Below are 18,868 nucleotides of genomic sequence, written 5' to 3'. Positions count from 1 at the left end.
ATGAGCAGCGTGCTGATTCGCAACGCCCGGTTGGTGAATGAAGGTCGTGAATTTGACGGCGATTTGCTGGTAAGCCACGGTCGCATCGTCAAGATCGCCAGCAGCATCGAAGGCGAAAAAGCCGCCGTGGAAATCGATGCCGACGGTCAATGGCTACTGCCAGGCATGATCGATGACCAAGTGCATTTCCGTGATCCCGGAGCACCGGACAAGGGCAGCTTCCATACCGAATCCCGGGCGGCGGTGGCCGGAGGCATCACCAGTTTCATGGACATGCCCAATACCTCTCCTGCCACCCTGACCCTCGCCGCGTTGGCTGACAAGAAGCGTCGAGCGGCAACCCATTCGGTGGCCAATTACGGTTTTCATTTCGGCGTGAGCAACGACAATCTCGATACCGTCGCCGCGCTCAATCCTTGTGAAGTGGCCGGGGTCAAAGTGTTCATGGGCGCCTCCACGGGCAACATGCTGGTGGACGATCCGCGGACTCTTGAGCGACTGTTCGCCGAGGTGCCGACTATTTTGCTGGCCCACTGCGAACACACGCCCAGCATTGAGGCCAACGCGGCGAACCTGCGAGAGCTGTTCGGCGAGCACCTTACGCCCGCTGCTCACCCGCTGATCCGCAATGCCGAAGCGTGCTTTCGTTCCTCCTCAATGGCCGTCGATCTGGCCAAACGACACGGCACTCGATTGCATGTATTACACCTGACCACCGCCCGTGAGCTGGCACTGTTCGAAGACAAGCCGCTGGCACAGAAACGCATTACTGCCGAGGTCTGTCTGCACCACTTGCTGTTCGACGACCGCGACTACCCGAGCCTCGGCAACCTGATCAAATGCAACCCGGCGATCAAGACCCAGGCCGATCGCGATGCCTTGCGTAAAGCACTGTCGAGCAATCGACTGGACGTGATCGGCAGCGATCACGCGCCTCACACCTGGGCCGAAAAACAGCGACCCTACAGCCAGGCGCCATCCGGTTTGCCGTTGGTGCAACACGCCCTGCCCGCGCTGTTGGAGCTGGTGGCCGATGAGATCCTGCCGATCACCACCCTTGTGGCCAAAACCAGTCACCGGGTCGCCGATCTGTTTGCCATCCCAGACCGCGGCTACCTGCGCGAAGGCTATTGGGCCGACCTGGTGTTGATCAAATCCGAACCCGATGGCATTGCCGTCTCCCCGCAGCCGATCCTCTCGCAATGCGGCTGGACACCCTTCGCCCGCCATCGCTTTCGACACAGCGTCAGCACCACCGTCGTGTCGGGGCAAATTGCCTGGCATGCCAATCGTCTACATGACAACTGCCAGGGTTTACCCCTGCGGTTCATGCGCTAACGCACGTCTAGAAGCCTTCGAGAACACCGACCATGATCCACATCACCCTGCCCGACGGCTCCTTGCGTGAATACGACCAGCCGCTGTCCGTGTATGAGGTTGCCGCGAGTATCAGCCTCGGCCTGGCTAATGCGGCGATCGCGGGTCGGGTGGACGGCGTGCTGGTGGACTGTGGATTCCTGATCGAGGGCGATGCCCGGGTCAGTATCGTCACGTCCCAGGAGCCCGACGGTCTGGAGATCCTTCGCCGTTCCTGCGCATTGATGCTGGCCATGGCCGTCAAACAGTTGCATCCGAATGCGCAGTTGCGGGCCGGATCGGTGCTGGGTGACGGTTTCTTTTATGAGTTTGCTTTCCAGCGATCTTTAACCCTGGCCGCGCTGCCAGTGATCGAAGCGCGTATGCGTGCACTGGCGGCGACCAACCATTCGATCCGCCGGAGGGAGCAAACGCCAACCGAAAGGCTATCGCTTTATCGCCTCGGGGACTTCGAGGGTTTCGCGGCAGGCCCGCACGTTCCCACCACCAAGGTATTGCAGGCCTTCGCACTGGACCACATCAGCGGCACGTTGCAGCAACGAATCTATGGCACGTGCTGGTCCAGCCAACAGGAACTGGACACCTGGCGAGTGTCGCCCCAGGTGATGGTCGTGAACATCGATGAGCGTCAGAGCGATTATGCGCACTCGGTGACCGAAGCGCTGCGCCGTCGCGGACTGCGCGCCAACTCCGACCTGCGTCACGAGAAAATCAGCCACAAGATTCGCCAGCACAGCCAGAAAGTGCCGTATCTGTTGGTGGTCGGAGAGAAGGAAAAGGACGGTGGGTTTGTCAGCATGCGCAGTGGCAGCGGGGAAGATTTCGGGGAGAAAGGGATTGAGGCGGTGTGTGAATTGTTGAGTCCACCGAAGATTCGAAGTGACTAAGCGGACGCCTTCGCGGGCAAGCCTCGCTCCTACGGGATTTGGGTCGTTCGCACGATCACGAAACGACATTGATACCCTGTAGGAGCGAGCGGTGCGGCGATCCGACTTGCCCGTGAAGCTTTTAGGCCCTTGGCTTCACGGTCCCGCAATCCTGGCCCAACCACACAGCGCGGGTATCGAGGCTACCCTTCTGCTGAATGCCAGTGGCATTGAAAGTGCCGTTGACCTTGGTGGTGAACTCACGATCACTCATAAAAGTGGCCACTCCGCTGCCCTGGGCTTTCGGACAGCTGAAGCGGAATTTCCACTGGTTACCGGTACGCTCGGTGATTTCCTGCCTGCAGCCCGATTGCGGGTCCGTCAGCGGAATGTTGTCAGTCTTCACCTGTTCAGGCGTCAGGCACGCCCGAATCCCTTTGCCGCCCATGGTGATGCCTTGTTTCTCCAGCATGGCCCGCTGTTGGGGGGTGATCTGGTTTTGTAGCTGGCCCAGGATCAATTGCAGATCGGGCATGTTCTGGTCATCGACCTTCATGTTGCTTGAGGTCAATTCCCACAAACCCGGTTGCAGCATCTGTGCCTGAGCGGCCACAGGAAGTGCCAAACCAAACGCCATGGCCAAGCCCAGCAGACGAACGTTCATCGAGTAACTCCTGATCATTGGTGGCCGTTAGACGTCGGCTACGGGCTTCGGTTCATGGGCCAATTAAATAGCGACATTCTGCCCGGAACATGGTCTGTTAAGCATTGAATCTTCAAGGAGCAAGGCTGCCCCCATGGATTATTTCGGACCGCATGTTTTCGGCTATCTGATCGCACTGCTGCACACGCTGGGCTTGATCGCCGCCATCCATGCTGTATTGACCGTTCGGACCGCTCAGGGCTCGATTGCCTGGGCTCTATCGCTGCTGTTCATTCCCTATCTCACGCTTGTCCCTTATCTGGTCTTCGGCCGCAGCACCTTCGATGGTTACATCAAGGCCCGACGGCAAGCCAACGAGGAAATGCGCAAGGCCATCTCCGAACTGAACTGGCGCCCCTGGGTAGAAGAGGCACTGGCGGCGCGGGCCTCCAGCGCTTACGCGTCTTTGCGGGCCATGCCGAAGCTGGGGCGCATGCCATGCCTGGCAAACAACGATGTGCGCTTGTTGATCGACGGCCCGGCCACGTTCGATGCAATCTTCGACGCCATCAACAACGCCCGTGAAGCGGTGCTGATCCAGTTTTTCATCATCCACGATGACCGCCTCGGCCAACGCCTGCACACCCTGTTGACGAAGAAAGCCGCCGAGGGCGTGGCGATTTACTTGCTCTACGACCGCATCGGCAGCCACTCCCTGCCCCACGGCTATGTGCAACCGTTGCGTGATGCCGGCGTCGAGGTCAAAGCCTTCGCCACCCGCAGCGGCTGGCTCAACCGCTTTCAGGTGAATTTCCGTAACCACCGCAAGATCGTGGTGGTCGACGGGCTTGTCGGTTTTGTCGGTGGGCATAACGTCGGCGACGAATACATGGGCGAGAAACCACCCCTGGCGCCCTGGCGCGATACCCACGTGCAAGTGCGCGGGCCGGTGGTGGCCTGCATGCAGGAGTCCTTCGCCGAAGACTGGTTCTGGGCAGCCCGTTCGCTGCCCCCGTTGATCCTGCCAGACGTTTATCCGGACGACGGCGTACTCTGCCAATTACTGGCCAGCGGCCCGGCGGATTCCTACGAAACCTGTTCGCTGTTCTTCGTCGAAGCCATCCATGCGGCGACGGAGCGAGTGTGGATCACCAGCCCTTACTTCATCCCTGACGAAGCAGTATTCGCTGCGCTGCGGCTGGCAGTGTTGCGCGGTGTGGATGTACGGATCCTGTTGCCGTCGCGGCCGGATCACCGGATCGTCTACGCTGCATCCAGCCTTTATGCCTTCGAAGCGGTACGCGCCGGGGTGCGTGTGTTCCGCTATCAACCCGGCTTCCTGCATCAGAAAGTGGTGCTGATCGACGACGAGATCAGCGCCATCGGCAGTGCCAACATGGACAACCGCTCGTTCCGGCTGAATTTCGAAGTGATGTTGCTGACGGTCGACAGTGGGTTTGCCGCCGAAGTGGAGCAGATGCTCAACAACGACTTCGCCCAGGCTCACGAAATCGCCAAAGAAGAAAGCCGGGAGACCCACCGCCTGCAACAGGTCGGCATGCGGATCGCCCGGCTTATTTCGCCGATTCTCTAGTTGTAGATGTCGTCGCGGGTCCATGGCAGTTCATGGCTGCCATCGGGGTGGGTTTTCACCGCGAGGATTTGATGCAGGTTGATCCAGCCTCTGGCGAAGGCATAGGCGCATCCCGCCAGGTACAACCGCCAGATCCGTAGTGCCTGCTCCGGCACCAGTTTAGCGGCAGCTTCCAGATTGTCTTCCAGGCGTTCGCTCCAGTGGTCCAGGGTCCGCGCGTAATGCAGGCGCAGGCTCTCGACGTCGACAATCTCCAGCCCCGCTTCGCTGATCTCGGCGGAGATCATCGACAGGTGCGGCAGCTCGCCGTTGGGGAACACGTACTTCTCGATGAACTCACCGGCGCCGCGCCCGACCGGACGACCGTCGGTGTGTTTGGCGGTGATCCCGTGGTTCATCACTAGGCCGCCCTCTTTCACCGCGCCGAACAAGGTTTGGCAGTATTCGGCCAGATTGGCATGGCCGACGTGTTCGAACATGCCGACGCTGACCACCTTGTCGAAACGCCCGTCCTGAGGCAGATCGCGGTAGTCGAGCAATTGCAGTTCGATCTGGTCTTCCAGGCCTTCGGCTTTCACCCGCTCACGAGCCAAATCCAATTGCGCTTGACTAAGCGTGATCCCGAACACCTTCGCGCCGAACTCCCGCGCGGCATACCGCGCCAACCCGCCCCAGCCGCACCCGACATCCAGCAGATACTCCCCTGGCTGCAAGCGCAACTTTCGACACAAGTGGCGAAACTTGGCTTGTTGAGCTTGCTCAAGGGTTTCACTGCCGGTCTCGAAGTAAGCGCAGGAATACGCCATGTCGCTGTCGAGCCACAGCTGATAAAACTCATTGGAGAGGTCGTAGTGATAGGAGATGGCTTTGGCGTCGGTTTCCTTGTCGTGGACCAGGCGCACCGGTTGCGCATCGTCGTCTTCGTTGAGCAGCGCCTGACTCCATTCATCGCAGACACGAATCACGTCGCTGATGGAGCCTTCCAGCTCCAGTTTGCCTTCGACAAACGCCGCCCCCAGCGCGTCGAGGCTCGGATGGGTGAACTGGGTAACCATGTGCGGGTCCTTGACCACAATGGTGACGCTGGGCGTCGGCCCCAGATTGAACTCATGGCCGTCCCAGAGTCGCAAGCGAAGCGGTAGTTGCAGATTCTGTAAGGCCGGTGGAAGTTGCGCGAGCATGAAAAGTCCCCCTTGTTTCAGACGTCAGATCTGAGGGTAGACCATCCCTGAAAAATAGCAGGCTATCGATTTAATAGCCTCCTTCTATTCCCGGTGTTACCACCAACGGTAAAGCCAGCCAACAGGCGAGCATTGAAATGACCGCCTCTAACCTAAAAGACTACAAACCCGGCACACAGTTCTGAAAAGTCGAGTCGCCGCTCACACCTCATCCTTAAGCTTGAGTAATGGTTCTTGAAAGCGTAGCAAACGCCCGGCATTACCGAGCACCAACAACGTACTCAAGTTGTGCAACAGTGCGGCAATCATCGCCCCTGCCACGCCAAGCCAGCCGAATGCGGCGAAGGCGACAATCGCCAGGGTCCAGCCCAGACCGATGATTACGTTCACCTGCAAAGTCTGCCGGCATTGGCGACTCAGGCGCACACAGGTTCCGAGACGGCGCAGGTCGCTGCCGATCAGTACGATATCGGCCGAGGCCAGCGCGATGTCGGCGCCGCCCGCGCCCATGGCCACTCCGACCACACCGGCCTTGAGCGCCAGGGAATCGTTGATGCCATCCCCCACCACCATCGGCCGGAAACCGCTGCCGATTTCTTTCAACACGCGATTGAGTTTGTCCTCGGGCAAGGCCTGGGCTTCGACATCGCTGATGCCCACATCCCGGGCCAGCGTGTGCGCCACGCTTTGTCGATCCCCGGTCAGCAACAACTGACGACCCAGGCCCAGTTCACGCAACTCGCTCAGGGCAAACCGCGCCTCGGGTTTGACGCTGTCGGCGAGCAACAGCCAAGCGAGGAATTCACCGTCGAGTGCCAGCCCGGCAATCGGGCCATCGTGTTCGGGAACAGTTGAAGTGGCGATGCCCAGTTGCGCGAACAGCTCCGGACGACCGAGGGCCGCTTCGCCCTGCTCGGTCATCGCCACGACACCCAGCCCCTGACGCTCGCGAATGTCAGAGAGCAGCAGAAAATGTTCCTGAGTGACCAACCCGGCCAACGCGCGACTGACCGGGTGGCTGCTGGCAGAGCCAAGGCTGGCGGCGAGTTTCAGTACGTGACTGCGATCTTCCAGCGGACTGTCAATCGATTGCAGGCGCAAGGTACCGAATGTCAGGGTTCCGGTTTTGTCGACCACCAACGACGTCAGGTCAGCCAACTCTTCGAGGAACGCCGAGCTGCGAATCAGAATTCCGTGCCGGGCCGCCACCGCCACCCCGGCAATCGCCGTGGCCGGTGCCGACAACACCAGCGCGCAAGGACAGGCCGCCACCAACACCGCGAGCATCGCCTGGGCATCGTTGGTGACGAACCAGGTTACGGCGGCCAGTAGCAACACCAGCACCATGTAGCTACCGGCGTAGCGTTCGAGCAAACGCGTGATCGGCGGCTTGGAACGTTCGGCGTTTTGCATCAGCGCGATGACTTTACCCAGCGTCGACTCGTGACCGGTGCGGGTCACCTCAATGCGTAGCAGGCCATCGAGGTTGATCGCCCCGCCAAACACCGGCATGCCCACAACAGCCTCTATGGGCACAGACTCACCGGTGATCGATGCCGTGTCGAGGCTTGCCTGACCGGACAACACCCGGCCATCGGCCGGCACTCGATCACCGGCACGCACCTCCACGAGGTCACCGGCCTTGAGGGTGCCGTTGTCGACTTCAACGATGGCGCCGTCAGCCTGAATCTTGCGCGCATGGCTGCGCGTCAGTTTGCCGAGGGCATGAATCGCTTCCTGGGAGCCGATCACGCTGCGCTCTTCCAGCACATGGCCGAAGATCATGATGATCGGCAGCAGTGCTGCAGTGAGCAGATCGCCAGTGGCCCAGGCGCCGAGCATGGCCAGGGCGATCAATTGATCGGTGATCCCGTGCAGGCTCGGATAACGCAGGCTGTACCACGCCGAACGCATGACCGGCACGGCCACCAGCAACGATGCAAAACCCAGCAGCAATTGGCTGACCCCGGTCTGCTCCGGCGACAACCAGCGCCAGATCAGGCCGAGCGCAAGCAAGCCCAGTGCAAGCATGGCCAGGGTCAACTGGCGCGCGGCGCTACGTTGTTCAGCCGAGGACAACATGCTCGGCGCGGCGGCGGTTGGGGCAGTCATTGTGCAGCTCCCTGAATGATCAGGCGGGAATCGTCTTTCGGATCGACCGTGGTCACCGAGCCGGCCTGCCCGAGAATTTTCGGCATCCGCTCACGGTAAATACGCAGCAGCATTTGCGGGTCCGTGCCCTGCTGTTGCGCCTTGGCCAAGCTCAATACTGTGGCGGTGTCGGTGGAGGCTTTGGCCAAACGTTCGCTGGCCTGGGCGTGAGCCACTTGCAGCGTGCGGTCGGCTTGTTCGTTGGCGGACTGAGTCAGCTTCTCGGCTTCCGTGCGCGCATTGGCCACGGCCTTGTCAGCTTGCTGGCTGGCAGTTAGCACGGCGTTGAACGCGCTCACCGCCGGGCCGGGCAGACTCGATTGCACATCGACCCGCGCCACTTCGATACCCAAGCCCTGCCCGGTCGCCGTCAGTTCGGCCAAGCGTTGATTGATGCCCCGCACCAGATCGCCGCGTAGACGTTCGCGACGTTCGGCAGCCTGATTGTCGGCGCCGATCAGTTCCGGTCGAGCCACCAGAATGGTGTCCAGATCTCGCGCCGCGGTGAGTGCCACGGCACTGCGCGTCACCATTCGATCCAGAGCCGGCAACACATGTTCACCCTGAAGAACGAAGGCATAGGGCTCAGTGACTTTGTAAAACACCCGCACATCCAGCTGCACCACGCCCGCGTCACCGGTCAGCAGATAACCGGAGCCGGCGAGCGCATCGCTGATGGGCGTGGCGAAGCTCGCCACCCGGTCGGCCTGCAACGCGGCATCGGTGCGCAGCAGATTTTCCACCCGACGCTCGATCACCCGGTCCGCTGCCGGCAACAAAACCACCTGCTCAAACGGTCGCGGCCACGCCAACAGCAAACCAGCATTTTGAATACGATCCAGTGCACCGAAGTGCAGCACCACGGCACGATTCTGCGGGTCGATCTGCCGGACATTGGAAAATGCCCACGCCAAAGCAGCCAGCACAGTCACAGCGTAAAGCGCGAGAAAAGCCAAGCGCCCGGCCTGAATCCAGGGGCTGCTCAATTCATTTGTTCCACGTGGAACCAAACTCATGGCTGCGACCCGGACTTGTTATCGAGCGTCGGCGGGCCATCAACCAACACCCGGAACGGCGCTGCATCGGTGCGCAAAATCAGTTTGGTGCCCGGTGCGACGATGGTGCCCAAGGTGTCGAGCGAACGCAGCAAATTGTAGAGCTGCGGTGAACCGGCGTAGGCCCGGCCGTAAATCTGCGCGGCTTCGACGCGGGATTGGGCTTCGATGTCTGCGGCTTTCACCGTCGCATCGGCTTGCACGATTCGCGCATCACGCTCAGCCGCGGAGCGGATTTGCGCGGCTTCGCGTTTGCCGATGGCCGTGCGTTCAGTGGCGATTGTTTCACGCTCGGCGCGCATACGATCGACGGTCGCGGTGAGCGTCACCGACGGCAGGGTCAAACGCTCAATGCCGACTTGCAGAACTCGCACGCCATAGGTGGTGAGCAACTGCTGATCGATCTGCTGACGCAGCTGCGCTTCGAAATCGGCGATGTGCACTTGGTTCGCGTCGGTGTTCACCAGGTTGGCCAGGTCGAAACTGCTGGCCGTGGTTTCCAGCGCCGAGCCGACAAAGGTACGAATCTGCCGCGCGGCTTCATCGGGTTGATTCTGCACGGCGCGCATAAAGCGTTGCACGTTGTCCGGATCGCCCTGTACCTGCCAGGCCACGTAGGCTTGCACGATGATGCGTAAACCGTCGCGCGTGCCCACATCCTGCAAACCACTGGAGGTGGTGCGCAGCCGCAGATCCACCGGTATCGCCGCCTCGAACGGCGCCGGCCAACGCCAGCCAAGACCCGGCTCCAGCAACACCCGCGATGGATTACCGAAGCGGGTGATCACCGTGGCCTCCCCCGAGCGCACTTGCACCAGGCTCGCCGCCGCAATGGCAAACGCCACCAGCAATGCCGCCCAGCCCATTCGCCGCCACGGAAAAGGGCCTGCTTCCTGTGGATCACCATGGTGGTGATGGTGATGATGACCGTGGTGATGCCCGCCATGGCCGTGATCGTGGCCGGCGTGGTCATCGTGATCGTGATGATCGTGAGTAGGCGTCGACTGGTTCAATGGGCGGCTCCTGGCTGAGCGGTATTACGCGGCGGCGCAGGGTCAGCCGGCAGCGTGAATGTACGTAGGTCGATGGTCGGCGCATTGCTGCTGCCACCCAGGCGATGATCGAGAACCAGCAGCTTGGCGTTAGCCAAACCCCGGGTCAGCTGGCTGAGGTATTGCTCCAGTACAAAAGCCTGGCCGGCGCTGGCATAAGCCTTTCGCTCGGCGGCAAATTTCAGGTCAGCGGCCTGAGCGCTCGAGTTGATTTCATGCGCGCTGGCCGTGGCTTGATCGCGAGCGATGCTGGCCTGCAATTGCGCCTGGTTGGTCGCCTCCGCCGCTGCACCGCGCTCGCGGGAGATCAATGCCTGGGCGCCAATCTGCGCTGCTTGCACGCCGTGATAGGCATTGGCCGCCCCCGCTGGCGGATGAATGGCCTCGACCACCGTGGCGAGAATTTCCACGCCGCTGTCGAGTTTTTGCAGATCCGCTTGCACGGCGCGGCCGATTTCTTCAGCGAGCCCTACCCTGTCTTGGCCGAGTAAACCGTCGAGGGTTCGCGAGGCGAAATCGTGAACCAGAATCCGGCTGGCGGTGCTGCGAATCAACGTTGTCACGTCGGCGCTGTTGTACGTCGCGGCCAGTGCCGCTTGATCGCTCAGGCCGATGCGATAGACGAAGCGCACGTCCATGTTGACGATCTGAAAGCTCTGCTTGTCGGCACGGCTGCTGGCAATGACCTGGGATTTGTCATTCACATGGCTGGCGTCCCACAAGCGATTGGCAATGGCCGGTGCCGGGCCTTCGGCAGGTTCGGCCGCGACCGGGGCAGACGCTTCGCCCACGCTGGTGGCCAACTCGTGGACTACGCCGTTCTCGACGCTCAACACGCGACCCAGCGGCCACGGCAAACCGGCGTGCAAACCGGGGCCGAACACTTCCACCGGTTTGCCGAAACGCTCGTAGATGCCCCGCCCCTGCAGCGGTATTTCATGAATGCCGGTGAGCGACCAACCGACGATCGCCACCACCGCCAGCACCGGCAAAAATGCCCGGCGCATGTAGGTGAAGGCCCAGATTTGTCGCAGGTCGATGCCGAAGCGGTTGTGCAACTCGTGCTGCAATGCGAGCAGGGGCTGCGGCGGCCAGCGCAACATATCGGCAACGAAGCTGCGCGCCAGCAAGGCCGGTTCAAGCTGTTCACGACGGGGACTGAACAGTGACAACACGGCGCGCAGCAACAACTCGATGGCGACCAACCCCGGCAGCAAGCCGATCAGCACCGCCAGGCGCACCGGCCAGACCGATGCTTCGCTGCCGAACAACAGACACAAGGCGCTGAGCACCAGGCAAATAATCGCGACCCGCGTCAGCTGCGCCAACGACCCGGCTTCAGGCCATTGGGCGACATTTTCCTGCGCCAGATGCCGCTCCAGCACCAGCAAACCGAAAGCCAGCAGCAACGACAACGCCGCGCCGACGCTGGCCGACAACCCTAACGCGGCGGGCGGCAACGCGAGGTTCCAGACTTGCTCGATGCCGTACAACGTCAACAACGCCCAGCCGCCAAGCCAGAGCGTCGGTGCACCGATCTGCCCCAGCAAGCGCAGCCAACGCTGACTGATGCGGTCCAGCAAGCGCTCGTACCAGCCTTCGGCGACAACGACTTCTTCAGTGATCGCCACCGGCACCAACACGGCCGGAGTCATCGCTCGTGCACGCCACTGCGTTACCCACCAGGCCGATTGCAGGCCGGCGACCAACACCAGCAAACCGGCGCCCTGATTGACCAGCAACGCGGGCCAGAGCGACTGCGGTGCAAACAACCCGACAAAAAACGCCAGCACCAGCCCTACTGCCGCCAAGGCACCCAAACCGATTGCCCATTGGCGCAATCGACGTCCTTGAACGACCGCCTGCTGAAAGCGCGGCAGCCCTGCTATCTGTGCTTCATCGCCATCGAGATCGACTTGCATACCACCCCAGCCATTGCTCACATCACAATTCGTTACGATATAACGAAAATGGTGAAATTTTCGTCCTGAATCGTTCTATCTAAAAGCGCTGAACCTGTCGCCAAGCTGAAGCCTTGACCGAAATGGTGAGAAACGCACATATTACATACGTAATTTTTTACTGAAGACTACTTTTTATCGATCCCGTCCCTCTCAATCCAGGAGTTGCACCATGAGCACCTATGACGTCGTGATTCTGGGCGCCGGCCCCGGCGGTTATAACGCAGCGATCCGCGCCGGGCAGTTGGGCTTGAAAGCGGCGTGTGTGGAAGGCCGCGCCACCCTTGGCGGGACCTGCCTGAACGTCGGCTGCATGCCGTCCAAGGCATTGCTGCATGCCTCCGAGCTCTACGACGCGGCCATGGGGGCGGAATTCGCCAACCTGGGGATCGAGGTCAAACCTGTGCTCAACCTGGCTCAGATGATGAAACAGAAGGATGAAAGCGTCACAGGACTGACCAAGGGCGTCGAGTTTCTGTTTCGCAAGAACAAGGTCGACTGGATCAAGGGGTGGGGCCACATCGACGGGCCGGGCAACGTCACGGTGACCGACAGCCAGGGTGGCAAGACCCGGCTGAGCGCCAAAGACATCATCATCGCCACCGGTTCCGAACCCACTCCCCTGCCGGGCGTGGACATCGACAACCAACGCATCCTCGACTCCACCGGCGCGCTGTCGCTGACTGAAGTGCCGAAGCACCTGGTGGTGATCGGCGCCGGGGTGATCGGCCTGGAGCTGGGCTCGGTATGGCGGCGCCTGGGCGCTCAGGTGACGGTCGTCGAATTTCTCGACCGAATCTGCCCGGGTGTGGATGCTGAAGCCGGTAAAACCCTGCAGCGCTCATTGAGCAAGCAAGGCATCAGCTTCAAGTTGAGTTCGAAAGTCACCAGCGCCACCCCCTCGGCGAGCGGTGTTCAGCTCAGCGTCGAACCGGCCGCAGGTGGCACCGCCGAGTTGCTGGAAGCCGACTACGTGCTGGTGGCTATTGGTCGTCGTCCTTATACCCAAGGCCTGGGGCTGGAGAACGTCGGCCTAGCCACCGACAAACGCGGCATGCTCGCCAACAAGGGCCACCGCACCGAAGCTGCGGGGGTCTGGGTGATCGGTGACGTTACCTCAGGGCCGATGCTCGCCCACAAAGCCGAAGACGAAGCCATGGCCTGCATCGAGCAGATCGTCGGCAAGGCTGGCGAGGTCAATTACGACCTGATCCCCAATGTGATCTACACCAAACCGGAGCTGGCCAGCGTCGGCAAGACCGAAGAACAGCTGAAGGCCGAAGGTCGCGCCTACAAGGCCGGCAAATTTCCCTTCACCGCCAACAGCCGGGCGAAGATCAACCACGAAACCGAAGGCTTCGCCAAGGTACTGGCCGATGAGCGCACCGACGAAGTCCTCGGCGTGCACCTTGTGGGCCCGAGCGTCAGCGAAATGATTGGCGAATATTGCGTGGCCATGGAGTTCAGCGCCTCGGCCGAAGACATCGCCCTGACCTGCCATCCACACCCGACCCGCTCCGAGGCATTGCGCCAGGCGGCGATGAATGTGGAGGGGATGGCGACGCAGATTTAGAAAGATCAAAGATCAAAAGATCGTCCGAACGCGGCCCGAGCCTTCGGCAGCTCCTACGCGCCTGTGGGCGCTGCGATCTTTTTGCTTTTCAGCCAGGCAAATGCCCCAACGGCAACGCCCCCGGCGTCTTCACCGTATGAATCGCAAAGTTGCTGCGGATATCGCTCACCCCAGGCAATTTCAGCAATCGCCCGGTGAGAAAACGGTCGTAGGCGCGTAAATCCGGCACCACCACCTGCAGCAGAAAATCCGATTCCCCTGACACCAGAAACGCCGAAATCACCTCAGGCAATGCCGTCACGGCCAAGCGAAACGCTTCGGCTTGTTCATCGTTGTGTCGTTCGACCTTGACCCCGACAAACACCGTCAGCCCAAGACCCACTTCATCTCGATCGAGGTTGGCCTGATAACCGCGAATCACGCCCGCCTCTTCCAGCATCCGTACTCGACGCAAACAGGGCGAGGCCGACAAGCCGATCTCATCGGCCAGTTGCACGTTGCTCAGGCGTCCGTCCCGTTGCAGCGCCGCGAGGATTTTGCGGTCGTAGGCGTCCAGTTTCATGATTTGGCAGATCCTGATGGTTCGATCATCACAAACTGGCAGGTTATGCCAAATATCGAAGCTTTAGAAGCTGACTACGCAACCACCTGCCCCGCCCCTCGGCCGTAGACTGACCGCACCAAATCGACAACGAATGGGGTGCAACATGACAGAGCTCTGGCTGTTTTTCATGGCGTTGGCAGTGGTCTATCTGTTGCCCGGCCCGGACATGATTCTGCTGTTGCAGACCGGTGCGCGCCAGGGCAAAGGCGCGGCGCTGGCCACGGCATTGGGGCTGGGCGTGGCGCGCGGTTGTCATGTGGCATTGGCGGCGCTGGGTTTGGCGACGCTGTTCAAGACTGCGCCCTGGACCTTCGACGTGGTGCGCCTGGCCGGCGCCGCGTACCTGTTGTGGATCGGCATTCAGTGCCTGCGCACCACGATGCTGCCGAGCTTGAGCGGCGCAGACGCAACGACCGATAAACCACGGTGGCCGGAGGCGATCCAGCGCGGTTTGCTGACTAACCTGCTCAACCCCAAGGCGCTGCTGTTTTGCTCGGTGCTGCTGCCGCAGTTCATCAACCCCCAAGCCGGGCCGGTGCTCGCACAATTTGCGACGCTAGGCATGATGCTGGTCAGTGTCGGGTTGCTGTTCGACAGCGCCTACGCGCTGGTCGGCGCGGCGCTGGGCCGTTGGCTGCAACGCAGCCCATCGGCCCAGCGGGTACAGCAGTGGTTGTTTGGCAGCCTGCTGATTGGTTTTGCGGTGCGGCTGACCTTTGTTCAACAAGCCTGATGACTATCGCGCATTGCGCCGGCGTCGGTTGATCAACACCAGCGCAATCGCGGTAAACACCACCACGCTGCCCATCTGCAGCCACTTTTTATACGGTCGCAATGCCGAGCGGATCGGGCTCAACACTTGGGTAACGTAACGCTTATCTGCATTCTGAAAATCCGGATAAGGACATCGGTGACCGAAGTTCACCGCCCAATCCACGTACGGCCCTTCCTTCACATAGCGTTGATAGAAGGCGCTTTCTTCTTCAAGGCTGGTGTTCCACCCCGCAGCCGCACACAACACTGCCGCAAAAGCCTGGCTGGTATGGGGCAAATTATCGGCAGCGCGGCTGGCCAATGCCGTGGCGACATAACGATAGTGGTAACGCTGATCGGGCTGTGCAGCACTGGCTTGCTGACGCTGGACTTCATCTTCAGCCACTAATGGACCCACCTTGAGCTCGCTGCTCTCAAGGCTGTAATTACCGCCGAACGTGGCGTAATCCGGCGCCATTTCATAGCCGAGAATCTCCATCCCCCACTCGCGCGTCAGCCAACCTGCGTTAAATAGGGCCGCAGCACGCTTGGTCGGCCACCAGGCAGCGGCCGCCTCCTGACGCAATTGCCCATACGCCTTGGCCTTGTTCTGCAAATCGACGTTGTCGAAGTAAGCCGGAGCCTCATCGTAGCGCTCTTCACGCAACAAACGCCGCCCGAGCAGATTGCGCAGGTTGGCTGCCACCGGCAACGACACATAATTGTCGCGATCCTGCTGGCTGAGCGGCGGCGGTGCCGGTACCTGGGTGTCGACGTACTGCTTGAGTTCATCGAGGGTCAGTACCCGCTCGGCCACGGTGGCCGCGTCGAACCAGTAGATGCCCTGGCTGCGATAGAGCTGATCGAAGGCCTGCAGGTAATCCCCGCGTTGCAGGGCCAGAATCGCGCTTTCACCCTCGACCCGGCACTTGGGCTGGAGCGTTTCGTAATCCCAGTCGGGCGTCCGCCGCCCGCCCCAGGATTCGTTCTGTGGGAACGCCTGGGCGGCCTTGGCATAGGCCGCAGCGGCGGCGTTTTTGTCGCCATCACGCACCGCCAGCTTCGCCCGCAACCACCACGCTAGACCGCCGTCACCAGCCTGTTCGAGGAAGGCTTTGGCGCTGGCGTAATCGCCCTGTTGATAATTCATCGCCGCCAGGCGATCGGCGTTATCCAGGCTGCCACGGGTGCTGCTTTGCAGCAGTTTGATCAGTTTCTGTTCGTTCGGCGGTTGATCGCCGAATGACCAGCCCACTCGACTGATCAACGACGCCGTCACCAGTTGCTGCACCGCTTTGCCCTTGAGCAACCCGGCCAGTTGATCGTCGGGCATCGCCGCCAGATCCGCCATCAACAGCTTAAGCGAGGTGTAGCCCACCGCCGAACCGTGAAGGTTCTGCGTGGCGTAGAGTTGGATGGCATTGTCCCAGTCGCCCGCGGTGCGGGCCACTCGCGCTTCTTCGCCGAGGCTGGCGACACCCAGTTCCAACGGGTCGCTGAAGCCGTCGATGCTCAGTTGACGGGTCTGCTCGAAGGCTTTGCGAGATTGAGCCAACAGGTCCGGCCCGGCGCCTGCTTCTGAACTCATGGCAAACAGCGCCCGGCCCAACGAGTACGCCGCCCAGGTGCTGCGCAACGCGCGTTGTTCGGCCGGCAGCGTCAGCACTTTCTGGAAGTAGTCGGCGGCCAGGCCATGGTCACCGGCGTTGAACGCCACGGCGCCAGCCAGATAGAGCCTGTGCTCGGGCGGCAGGTTCGCGCCTTGCTCTTCAACCTGACGGGCATCGGTCAGGCTGCGCAGTTGTTTCACCAGCGCTTGCTGCTCAGGCGTCAGACCGGCCTGTTCGGCGGTGTCGCGCTGACGAGTGTAATCGGGCGCATCGCCGTAACCGTCCCCCGGAATGTTGGTGGCGGCGGTGACATTTTTCAGTCCCGCGATGGCATGCCCCAGACGGTTGATCTCAAGGTTGAAGTTGCCTTCCGGCAGTTCCGCCAGCGACTGGCCACGGTTGTCCAGCAGGCGCATGGGAAAGTCCGGCCCGCAGGCCAGCGCCGAACCCAACGGCAGGCTGAGGCTCAGGCAAAGCACATGGCGGGGCCAGTTACGGGTGAACATTCGAACCTCCTTGATCAATGTGTGCGCAGCGTGCCCAACCGATGGCGCGCTGCCCGCCGGCCGGGATTCGACCATCGCGCAGGCGGGTGAAGGTAAGCAGATCCGGGCGCTGTTGCAACGCATAACCGGCCAGCGCATCGGCGCCTTCACAGCCCTGCACCGCCAGCGTCAAGCGCTCGGGCCAGGCGCTGTCGAGGTTGCCTTGATTGCTGAGGCTGATGTCGTAGAGGCCGTCCTGCGCCGAGAGTTTCAGCCCCACACGACTGTCGAGCGTATCGCCGCGCGCCACAGCACCCAGCGTCGTCAGGCTCCAGGCCCGGCGATCATTGGCCAGGGGCAGGCGAAACCAGATCAGCCCGGCCAGATGGGCCGGTGGATCAGCGCGCAACTCGGCGCCGAGCTTACTCAGTTGCAGCGGATCCGCCAGCAACTCCCGACGTTCGCCGCCTCGCTCGATGGGCACTTCGCTTTCCACGACCGGCGCGCCCCCGGCCCCCGGCAACAGCGCCACGCCATAAGCCGGCAGCGCCAGATAAAACGGTTTCGATGTGTTGCGACTCCAGGCCCTGGCCCACTGCCGTGTCTGATCCGGGTCGAACAGCCCACGCCGTGGATCGCTCACCGCATGCACCTGCAACACGCTGCTGTCGACCGTTGCCAGCAACGCCGGCAACTCAGGGCTGTCGAGCCAGGCCGGCAACGCGGTGATGCTCAGCGGCAAGGACGCCGGCAGAACGCCACGCAAGTGGGTGAGGAATTCGCGGTAGGCCGGTAACCGGGCGTTGCCCGCATCGTGGTCGATTTCCATGCCGGACAGGGTCAGCCCCTGCCCTTGCCAATCGCTGAGCACCTGCTGGATCTGCACCGTGACCTCGTCCCGGTCCAGCCCGTTGAGCTGGCCATCCAGACGAACCACCGCAATCAGCGGTCGGCCATCACGCTTGAGCAGCGCCGGATCGATCCGCGCCCGGCTCCAGCCAGACTGTGGAAATGCCTGCAAGGCCAGCACGCGCAAGGTCGAGAAATCTGTGCGGCTGTCGCGCAGCGCGGCGTCATGGGCCGGCGTCCATTGCCGTTGCCAGACATAGAGTTGCTGATCGAGCGGCGGCGCGTGCGGTTGCTTGCAACCGTTGAGCAACACCGCCGCCAGCAAAACGATCAAGCGTGTGAAAAAGACCATGAACACCAATCCCTGAAATGCAAAAAGGGCCTCCCAAGGCCCTTTGTCACTCTGCTCGTTACCCTACTCAGCTATCGGCTTGCGGGCAATGATCACCTGACTTTTCGGTATCAGTAGTTGGAAGAGGAATCTCTGTCCTACGCATAACTCCGTAGGAACGAACCGTGGCGAGGGGGCTTGCCCCCGCTTGAGTGCGTAGCACTCACAAAATCTTTGGTACATCAGAGATTTTGGGGCTGCTTCGCAGCCCAACGGGGGCAAGCCCCCTCGCCACGGTTCGCTCCTACAAGGGATCAGCTGTGTGGCGCAGGTTTTGGTATGGCGACGTTATCCAGCATCCGGTTCACCGCCAGTTCCGCCAGCATGACGATCTGTTGAATCGCCATCGCCGTATGCCGGTGCGGCCCTTGCAGATACCCCGCAAAGTCACTCGCCATCACACTGGCCTGGGCCAACGATTCACAGGTGTGGGCCAACAGGTCTTCGTCTTTGATATCCGGCGCAACCATAAACATCGTGCTCGGCTTGCGGGCGACCGGTGCTTTGAGGGCCGAGGGGTTGAGGTAGTGATCGAGCGCGCGCTCGGCGGCTTCGTTGAGCTTTTTTGAATTGGGGGATTCGTAAGGGGAAGTGCTGTCCGCTTCGGGCGGATTTGGTGTCGGCTTAAACATGGCAAAGATCCTTAAAGAGATGGAGCTGCCATTTTTCGTTTTCCAGACGAAAGGGGTGGCAGCTGTACGCGGACTGGAAAAACCGGTAGAG

Annotated in this window: 15 protein-coding genes; 5 read left to right on the top strand and 10 right to left on the bottom strand. The window is 61.3% G+C overall.

Going from position 1 to position 18,868, the window contains the following annotated elements:
* Both PMI21_RS24315 and PMI21_RS24320 read left to right on the top strand, forming a co-directional pair.
* Complete coding sequence (locus PMI21_RS24315; protein WP_007934395.1) at positions 1-1,338, top strand: dihydroorotase; 1,338 nt, start codon at positions 1-3, stop codon at positions 1,336-1,338.
* Positions 1,339-1,370: 32 nt separating this feature from the next.
* Entirely contained in the window at positions 1,371-2,264 is an 894-nt protein-coding gene (locus PMI21_RS24320; RefSeq protein ID WP_007934394.1) for a His/Gly/Thr/Pro-type tRNA ligase C-terminal domain-containing protein, read from the top strand.
* A 121-nt stretch (positions 2,265-2,385) separates the two neighbouring features.
* Here PMI21_RS24320 and PMI21_RS24325 read toward each other — a convergent pair whose 3' ends face one another.
* The gene (locus PMI21_RS24325) at positions 2,386-2,907 is read right to left on the bottom strand and encodes a DUF3617 domain-containing protein (RefSeq protein WP_007934393.1); all 522 of its coding nucleotides are present in this window, start codon (positions 2,905-2,907) and stop codon (positions 2,386-2,388) included.
* Between the two features lie 133 nt (positions 2,908-3,040).
* Here PMI21_RS24325 and cls point away from each other — a divergent pair, with 133 nt between their 5' ends.
* Positions 3,041-4,480, top strand: coding sequence for a cardiolipin synthase (cls, locus tag PMI21_RS24330; RefSeq protein WP_007934392.1), 1,440 nt, complete (start codon positions 3,041-3,043; stop codon positions 4,478-4,480).
* Here cls and cfaB read toward each other — a convergent pair.
* The 5 genes from cfaB to hflK (PMI21_RS24355) form a co-directional block, all read right to left on the bottom strand.
* Positions 4,477-5,661, bottom strand: a complete 1,185-nt coding sequence (cfaB, locus tag PMI21_RS24335; protein WP_007934390.1) for a C17 cyclopropane fatty acid synthase CfaB — start codon at positions 5,659-5,661, stop codon at positions 4,477-4,479. The two genes, cls and cfaB, sit on opposite strands and share 4 nt — an antisense overlap.
* Before the next feature lie 201 nt (positions 5,662-5,862).
* Positions 5,863-7,773: a cation-translocating P-type ATPase gene (locus tag PMI21_RS24340; RefSeq protein ID WP_007934388.1), complete on the bottom strand. Its 1,911-nt coding sequence runs from the start codon at positions 7,771-7,773 to the stop codon at positions 5,863-5,865.
* Entirely contained in the window at positions 7,770-8,828 is a 1,059-nt protein-coding gene (gene hflK / locus PMI21_RS24345; RefSeq protein ID WP_007934386.1) for a protease modulator HflK, read from the bottom strand. Before hflK (PMI21_RS24345) ends, PMI21_RS24340 begins: the two co-directional genes overlap by 4 nt.
* Positions 8,825-9,880 (bottom strand): protease modulator HflC, encoded by a 1,056-nt coding sequence (hflC, locus tag PMI21_RS24350; RefSeq protein WP_081499448.1) that lies wholly within the window; start codon positions 9,878-9,880, stop codon positions 8,825-8,827. The genes hflK (PMI21_RS24345) and hflC overlap by 4 nt, the downstream gene beginning before the upstream one ends.
* Positions 9,877-11,841 (bottom strand): protease modulator HflK, encoded by a 1,965-nt coding sequence (gene hflK, locus PMI21_RS24355; RefSeq protein ID WP_007934378.1) that lies wholly within the window; start codon positions 11,839-11,841, stop codon positions 9,877-9,879. The genes hflC and hflK (PMI21_RS24355) overlap by 4 nt, the downstream gene beginning before the upstream one ends.
* 211 nt (positions 11,842-12,052) lie before the next feature.
* On the opposite strand from hflK (PMI21_RS24355), the gene lpdA reads away from it, so the two are divergent.
* Entirely contained in the window at positions 12,053-13,453 is a 1,401-nt protein-coding gene (gene lpdA / locus PMI21_RS24360; RefSeq protein WP_007934376.1) for a dihydrolipoyl dehydrogenase, read from the top strand.
* Positions 13,454-13,541: 88 nt separating this feature from the next.
* On the opposite strand, the gene PMI21_RS24365 is transcribed toward lpdA, so the two are convergent.
* Entirely contained in the window at positions 13,542-14,015 is a 474-nt protein-coding gene (locus tag PMI21_RS24365) for an Lrp/AsnC family transcriptional regulator (RefSeq protein ID WP_007934374.1), read from the bottom strand.
* Positions 14,016-14,160: 145 nt separating this feature from the next.
* On the opposite strand from PMI21_RS24365, the gene PMI21_RS24370 reads away from it, so the two are divergent.
* Positions 14,161-14,790 carry a LysE family translocator gene (locus PMI21_RS24370; protein ID WP_007934373.1) on the top strand — a complete coding sequence of 210 codons (630 nt, stop codon included), beginning with the start codon at positions 14,161-14,163 and terminating at the stop codon, positions 14,788-14,790.
* A 3-nt stretch (positions 14,791-14,793) separates the two neighbouring features.
* Here PMI21_RS24370 and PMI21_RS24375 read toward each other — a convergent pair whose 3' ends face one another.
* The 3 genes from PMI21_RS24375 to PMI21_RS24385 form a co-directional block, all read right to left on the bottom strand.
* Positions 14,794-16,926, bottom strand: a complete 2,133-nt coding sequence (locus PMI21_RS24375; RefSeq protein WP_007934371.1) for a hypothetical protein — start codon at positions 16,924-16,926, stop codon at positions 14,794-14,796.
* On the bottom strand, positions 16,913-18,106 hold the full coding sequence (locus tag PMI21_RS24380) for a DUF3142 domain-containing protein (protein ID WP_007934369.1): 1,194 nt from the start codon (positions 18,104-18,106) through the stop codon (positions 16,913-16,915). Before PMI21_RS24380 ends, PMI21_RS24375 begins: the two co-directional genes overlap by 14 nt.
* Positions 18,107-18,399: 293 nt before the next feature.
* Positions 18,400-18,777, bottom strand: a complete 378-nt coding sequence (locus tag PMI21_RS24385) for a DUF6124 family protein (protein WP_007934367.1) — start codon at positions 18,775-18,777, stop codon at positions 18,400-18,402.
* Positions 18,778-18,868: the final 91 nt, after the last annotated feature.

The organism is Pseudomonas sp. GM18, from assembly GCF_000282195.1.
Lineage (GTDB): Bacteria > Pseudomonadota > Gammaproteobacteria > Pseudomonadales > Pseudomonadaceae > Aquipseudomonas.
The sequence above is the reverse complement of the archived record's forward strand: the minus strand, read 5'-3'. Positions and strand labels throughout refer to the sequence as shown.

What these genes read in the sequence shown, in the direction of transcription:
- hflK (WP_007934378.1), bottom strand. Translation starts at nt 11,841, where the DNA reads ATGCAAGTCGATCTCGATGGCGATGAAGCACAGATAGCAGGGCTGCCG.
- PMI21_RS24365 (WP_007934374.1), bottom strand. Translation starts at nt 14,015, where the DNA reads ATGAAACTGGACGCCTACGACCGCAAAATCCTCGCGGCGCTGCAACGG.
- PMI21_RS24325 (WP_007934393.1), bottom strand. Translation starts at nt 2,907, where the DNA reads ATGAACGTTCGTCTGCTGGGCTTGGCCATGGCGTTTGGTTTGGCACTT.
- hflK (WP_007934386.1), bottom strand. Translation starts at nt 8,828, where the DNA reads ATGAGTTTGGTTCCACGTGGAACAAATGAATTGAGCAGCCCCTGGATT.
- PMI21_RS24340 (WP_007934388.1), bottom strand. Translation starts at nt 7,773, where the DNA reads ATGACTGCCCCAACCGCCGCCGCGCCGAGCATGTTGTCCTCGGCTGAA.
- PMI21_RS24315 (WP_007934395.1), top strand. Translation starts at nt 1, where the DNA reads ATGAGCAGCGTGCTGATTCGCAACGCCCGGTTGGTGAATGAAGGTCGT.
- PMI21_RS24380 (WP_007934369.1), bottom strand. Translation starts at nt 18,106, where the DNA reads ATGGTCTTTTTCACACGCTTGATCGTTTTGCTGGCGGCGGTGTTGCTC.
- cfaB (WP_007934390.1), bottom strand. Translation starts at nt 5,661, where the DNA reads ATGCTCGCGCAACTTCCACCGGCCTTACAGAATCTGCAACTACCGCTT.
- cls (WP_007934392.1), top strand. Translation starts at nt 3,041, where the DNA reads ATGGATTATTTCGGACCGCATGTTTTCGGCTATCTGATCGCACTGCTG.
- PMI21_RS24320 (WP_007934394.1), top strand. Translation starts at nt 1,371, where the DNA reads ATGATCCACATCACCCTGCCCGACGGCTCCTTGCGTGAATACGACCAG.
- PMI21_RS24375 (WP_007934371.1), bottom strand. Translation starts at nt 16,926, where the DNA reads ATGTTCACCCGTAACTGGCCCCGCCATGTGCTTTGCCTGAGCCTCAGC.
- PMI21_RS24385 (WP_007934367.1), bottom strand. Translation starts at nt 18,777, where the DNA reads ATGTTTAAGCCGACACCAAATCCGCCCGAAGCGGACAGCACTTCCCCT.
- PMI21_RS24370 (WP_007934373.1), top strand. Translation starts at nt 14,161, where the DNA reads ATGACAGAGCTCTGGCTGTTTTTCATGGCGTTGGCAGTGGTCTATCTG.
- lpdA (WP_007934376.1), top strand. Translation starts at nt 12,053, where the DNA reads ATGAGCACCTATGACGTCGTGATTCTGGGCGCCGGCCCCGGCGGTTAT.